The 5,187-nt window shown below is 61.9% G+C and carries 6 protein-coding genes; 3 read left to right on the top strand and 3 right to left on the bottom strand.

The window, feature by feature from the left end:
* Positions 1-105: 105 nt before the first annotated feature.
* Genes ACRXB1_RS29705 through ACRXB1_RS29715 form a run of 3 tightly spaced genes read right to left on the bottom strand, consistent with a single transcriptional unit; the run spans position 106 to position 2,638 of the window.
* Complete coding sequence (locus ACRXB1_RS29705; RefSeq protein WP_449494072.1) at positions 106-228, bottom strand: hypothetical protein; 123 nt, start codon at positions 226-228, stop codon at positions 106-108.
* Between the two features lie 46 nt (positions 229-274).
* Entirely contained in the window at positions 275-1,285 is a 1,011-nt protein-coding gene (locus ACRXB1_RS29710; RefSeq protein ID WP_449494073.1) for a hypothetical protein, read from the bottom strand.
* The gene (locus tag ACRXB1_RS29715) at positions 1,286-2,638 is read right to left on the bottom strand and encodes an MFS transporter (RefSeq protein ID WP_449494074.1); all 1,353 of its coding nucleotides are present in this window, start codon (positions 2,636-2,638) and stop codon (positions 1,286-1,288) included.
* Between the two features lie 121 nt (positions 2,639-2,759).
* On the opposite strand from ACRXB1_RS29715, the gene ACRXB1_RS29720 reads away from it, so the two are divergent.
* The 3 genes from ACRXB1_RS29720 to ACRXB1_RS29730 all read left to right on the top strand — a co-directional run.
* Positions 2,760-3,701 carry a LysR substrate-binding domain-containing protein gene (locus tag ACRXB1_RS29720; protein ID WP_449494075.1) on the top strand — a complete coding sequence of 314 codons (942 nt, stop codon included), beginning with the start codon at positions 2,760-2,762 and terminating at the stop codon, positions 3,699-3,701.
* A 187-nt stretch (positions 3,702-3,888) separates the two neighbouring features.
* On the top strand, positions 3,889-4,491 hold the full coding sequence (locus tag ACRXB1_RS29725; protein WP_449494076.1) for a cytochrome b: 603 nt from the start codon (positions 3,889-3,891) through the stop codon (positions 4,489-4,491).
* Between the two features lie 5 nt (positions 4,492-4,496).
* The coding region (locus ACRXB1_RS29730; RefSeq protein ID WP_449494077.1) for a glycosyltransferase family 2 protein at positions 4,497-5,187 on the top strand (691 nt) is incomplete at its 3' end.

Genomic DNA, 5,187 nt, shown 5'->3' on the forward strand with positions numbered 1-5,187 from the left:
CAGCCGGAAAGCGTCGCGGCGAGTAGAGATAAGCCGCAAGCGGCCAGGTAGATTTTCATGATGCTGTCTCCGTATGTTTATGAACTGCTGCCTTGCAAAAACTGTTCAGTCGGTCGCGCCGGCTGTGACCGCCGGTGGCGTGCCGCCCGAATCCGATGATGACCCGCCGCAGCCGGAAAGCGTCGCGGCGAGTAGAGATAAGCCGCAAGCGGCCAGGTAGATTTTCATGATGCTGTCTCCGTATGTTTATGAACTGCTGCCTTGCAAAAACTGTTCAGTCGGTCGCGCCGGCTGTGGATGGAGCAATGACATGAGCCAACCTTTCCACGCCGAACAATGCGCGCACGCCTTCGTGCGAGCCGAGCATGGCGGCTCCGTTGTGGCCGACGCCCGGCACTTCCCAGCATCGATGACTCAGCGCCGGATGCCTTTCCTTGAGGTATGCGAAGTAGGACCGCCCGCGTGCGAGCCTGTGCGGCCCCTGAGCGGCGGCGGCGCAAGAACGGTCGAGCGCGTCGTGATGCGGATCGCGATCTTCCTGGCCGAGCAGGTAGATCACATCGGCGGCGGCGTAGCGTTGTTCGAGCGCTTCAAACTGCGCGGCCTCCACATAACGGGGCGCGCGTCGCACGCCGTATTTCCAGTTGTCCACGCCGGGGCACCGGGCTGTATCGGCGGGACGCAATATGCCTTGGGCGTCAGGGCGCATTGCATCGAAGTACACATACGACGACGGATTCGCAATCACATAGCGGCAATGCACGCCGGGCGCCTTGCATCCCGCCCCGACGATCGCGTACCGGTGCGCAACCTGCGCGCCGCCCGAATGCCCGGCAATGACCACATCGGTGAGTGCCGGAAACCGTGCGCGATCCGCGATTTGTTCAATGAGTGCATCGAGGACATCGAAGGAACTGAGCGGCGCGGGACCGACCGCGTCGTCGCCGCCCATCCACGATGTCCACTCCCAATGCAGCGTGTCGGCAGGCAAGCCGTGCGCGCCGATATCCGCAGTCGCGAGAAATTGCGGCACGAGCAACAACGTGCGGGCCGGATCGGTCGATGCCGCCGCCAGCGCGTTCTGCGCCGAGAGCAAATAGGCGTCGGCATCGCGCAAACGGCCATGCAACAGAACCACGATGCGCGAAACATTTGCTGCATCGCGTTCTTGCATCGAACGATAAAACGGCACAACGCCAGTCCCGCGAGGCGTGGCAACACGCAGGCGTTCGTTGCCGACGGCGCCGACCGGTTGCTCGTTACGGGGTTTATCGAAAAGGGTCATTTAATCCACCGCAACGGCTTCGGGGTCGCGGCGCAGGCGCTGCCCGGAGCGGGTCAGTCCAACCAGCGCGAGCGACACGACGCCTGCAAAAATCAGGTAGTACGCCGGAACGATGTTCGATCCGGTCAGGGTAATCAGCGTGGAGACCGTCAGCGGCGCGAGGCCGCCGAACACGGTGACCGCGATGTTGTACGAGAGCGCCACGCCGGTCGAGCGCGTTGCCGTCGGGAAAAGCTGCGTGAGCATGCCGGGGTGCGGCCCGGACATCAGGCTGAGCACAACGGAGGCGACCATTTGCGCGGCGAACACCCGTCCTGGCGTAGGCGATGCAAGCACCCACGCGAACAGCGGATACGCGATCACGACCCACACAATCGTCACGGGAAAGAACAGCCGGAACGCGCCCACGCGGTCCGCGAGTTTCCCCGCGAGTGGATACCCCACGATTGAGATCAACCCGGAAACCGCCGTTCCCATCAACGCGTTCTTGAGCGGCAAGTGCAATTGCCGCTCGACATAAAGCGGCAGGAAGGTGTGCCACAGGTAATTCGTGGCCGTGCCCACGATGATCACGCCCATCGCACACAAGGAGGCATCGCTGCGTTGTTTGAAAAAGCCGCGAATGGTCTGGCGCGGCGCATGGCCGAGCCGCTGGCGCAGTTCCACGAACTCGGGCGATTCCGCGACCTTGTGCCGGATATAGAACCCGACGGGCCCGACCAGAGCGCCGAGCAAGAACGGCACGCGCCAGCCCCAGGATTCAAGCGATGCACGATCGAGATTCGTGGTCAGCAAATAACCGCAAGCCGATGACAACACCAGCGCCACCGCCTGCGACGTCATCTGGAAGCTGCCGAAGAACATCTTCTTGCCGCGCGGTGCGTATTCGGTGAGCATCGCGGCGGCGGTCGCGAACTCGCCGCCCACCGACAAACCCTGGAGCACCCGCGCAAGCAACACAAGCAGCGGCGCGGCAATGCCGATGCTGGAATATCCCGGCGTCAATCCCATGAGCAAGGTGCTTGCGGCCATCAGCAGGATGAGCATGGACAGCGTGCGCCGGCGGCCGACGCGATCGGCGTACGCGCCAATCGCAATCCCGCCGAGCGGTCGCACGATAAACCCGACCGCGAACGTGCCGAGTGTCAGCGTGGTTGAAAGCGCTGTGTTACCGACCGGAAAAAACACATGCGCGATGATCTTCGCGAAGTAGCCATAAATGAGGAAATCGAACCATTCCAGCCCGTTGCCGATCACGGACGCCAGCACGGCGCGGCGGATCTGCGATTTGCTCAGCGTCGGGGCCGCCGTCGGCGGGAAGGCCGGTGAGCTTGAAGGGAAGGTCGTTTCCATACGTCTCCTGAAACTTTTGTTATCTAGTTGTATTTGAACCGAAGAGTACGAAACGGGTTGGCAAATGTAAAATACATATGAGATGGCATTGCCATATATCCTGAATATGTGAGGAGCATCAATGGAATTGCGTCATCTCCGGTATTTCCTCACTGTCGCGGAAGAACGCCAGTTCACGCGCGCGGCCGCGCGGCTGCATATCCAGCAACCGCCGTTATCGCAGCAAATCCAGGAACTGGAGCGCGAACTCGGCTTCGCCTTGTTCGCGCGGCTGCCGCGCGGCGTGGAATTGACATCGGCGGGGGCGGCTTTTGCCGTCGATGCCCAAGCGGTGCTAGATGCTCTGGACCAGGGCGTCACGAACGCTCGCCGCGTGGCAAACGGACAATTGGGGTCCGTGCGAATCGCCCTGACAAGTTCGGCCGCGTTCCATCCGCTCGCGACCGCCGCGATTCGTCAGTTCCGCGCGGCGCATCCGGATATCGCCATCGACCTGAACGAGATCAACGCTGCGGGGATCATCGAACGAATGATGAGCGGGCGTATCGATGCCGCAATCCTGCGCAAACCCATCGAGACGCCCGCGGAATTGCGCTTCGATCTGCTGCACGAAGAGCGCATGGTGCTCGTGCTGCCGGTCGGACATGCGTTGCTCGTGCGTCCAAAAGGCAGGCGGCCACGTAGATCAGATGAGCAGCCTCAGGTTCCGTTGAAGGCGCTTGCCGGCGAATCTTTCATTTTCGTTCGACGTCCCGGCGCGCCGGGCATGTATGCCGACTTCATCCGCGCGTGCGAAGCAGCCGGATTCAAGCCGGACGTAGTGAGCGAAGTGCCGCGCATGTCGAGTGCGATCAACCTCGTGGCGGCAGGTGCGGGCATCACGCTCGTGCCGGCGTCCATGCAGCGATACCAGCAGGAAAGCGTCGTGTACTGCGCTGTGGCCGGTGACGAAGCGTTTTCAGCGCCGCTTCATCTCGTGACGCATCGAAGCTCGGCGAACCCGGCGGCGGCGCGGTTTGCTCAAGCCGTGCTTGATTTCGTCGTGCCGAAGACACAGCCCTGAAACACCGTGAAATATTACGGAACGCTTCCCGTCAAATCGGGTACGAACGCAAGTCCGCGTTTTCCCTCAGAATCGGTGGAATAAACGGGTGCGATGGCGCGTTTGAAGAGTGTCGGTCTGCACGGCTGCATGGGCAGAACCACCACATGACAACCGTCGATCCACCCCATTTCCGCACGGAGTTCCAATGTCCACGCAAGCCGCCAACGTGGCGTCAAAACAGCCTGAAGCCGAGGCGCCGCTGCGCTACACGCGCACGGCGATGGTCCTGCACTGGCTGGTCGCTGTGCTGATCATTTGCAATGTCGTGCTCGGAGTGTCGGCAGAAAAGTTTCCGGACAACTGGATACGGCCGATCGTCGATACCCACAAGTCCATCGGCATCACGGTGCTCGGGCTGGTCCTGCTGCGCATCTTGTGGCGCGTGTCGCACCGGCCGCCGCCGCTGCCGAAGACGTTTCCGAAATGGGAACACGTCGCCGCGCATATCGCGCATTTCCTGCTGTATCTGTTGATGATTGGTTTGCCGCTGTCAGGCTGGCTGCACGATTCGGCCTGGAACGCCGCAGCCTCGCATCCGATGCACCTTTTCGGCGTGATTCCGTGGCCGCGCATTGGTTACGTAATGAACCTCGATCCCGCGCTGAAGGAGACGCTGCACGATCGTTTCGGCGCATTGCACACGTGGCTGGGTTATGCGCTGTACGCACTTTTCGCGATGCACGTAGGCGGCGCGCTCAAGCATCAATGGATCGACCGGAAGTCGGTGATTTCGCGGATGGTGCCGTAATGGACATGGAACTCAAGACCGCGCCGGCGCTTCCCGCGAAACACGCGTCCAGACCCACACAAACCTCGCTTGAAGCAGCGCTTGCGAAAGCATCGCCACGCATTGCGCCGCGTCCGGTGACGGTCGCAAGCGTGCTGATTCACGGCAGCGTGGTCGTGCTCTGGATGGTTCTTTTTGCCCGCGCGTTCTTCCTGCATGGCGTGGTCGCGTGGTCGACGGGGATCGCGTATGTCGTCTACGACACCTTGTTGCTGATGTTCGTCGGCGCGAAATCTTGGACGCTGGTGAAGCGGCCCAAGCCGCTCGACCGTCAACAGCTCGAACAGGGTTTGCCGGCGCTTGGCGTGATCGTCGCCTCGCACAACGAGGCGGCCGTGTTGCCGAACACGCTTGCCAAGCTGCTCGGCCAGACCCACAGCGCAGCGCAAATCGTGATCGCCGACGATGGTTCCACCGACGCCACCGCCGAAGTTCTCACGCAACGTTTCGGTTTGATCAAGCCAGTGGAAGGCGAGTTGAGCGCGGCATCGACGATCTATTCCAATCTCTTCTGGCTTCGTGTCCCGCACGGCGGGAAAGCGCGGGCGCTGAACGCTGCCATCGAAAAGATCAGCACGCCGATCGTGATGACCTGCGACGCCGACACACGTCTCGCCGATGACGCCGTCCTCGCCATGCGCAGCGCCTTCGCCGCGA

This window comes from Caballeronia sp. M23-90 (genome assembly GCF_053574605.1).

Bases quoted from the DNA above. Each gene is read 5' to 3' on its own strand.
- ACRXB1_RS29705 (WP_449494072.1), bottom strand. From the start codon at position 228: ATGAAAATCTACCTGGCCGCTTGCGGCTTATCTCTACTCGCCGCGACG.
- ACRXB1_RS29710 (WP_449494073.1), bottom strand. From the start codon at position 1,285: ATGACCCTTTTCGATAAACCCCGTAACGAGCAACCGGTCGGCGCCGTC.
- ACRXB1_RS29715 (WP_449494074.1), bottom strand. From the start codon at position 2,638: ATGGAAACGACCTTCCCTTCAAGCTCACCGGCCTTCCCGCCGACGGCG.
- ACRXB1_RS29720 (WP_449494075.1), top strand. From the start codon at position 2,760: ATGGAATTGCGTCATCTCCGGTATTTCCTCACTGTCGCGGAAGAACGC.
- ACRXB1_RS29725 (WP_449494076.1), top strand. From the start codon at position 3,889: ATGTCCACGCAAGCCGCCAACGTGGCGTCAAAACAGCCTGAAGCCGAG.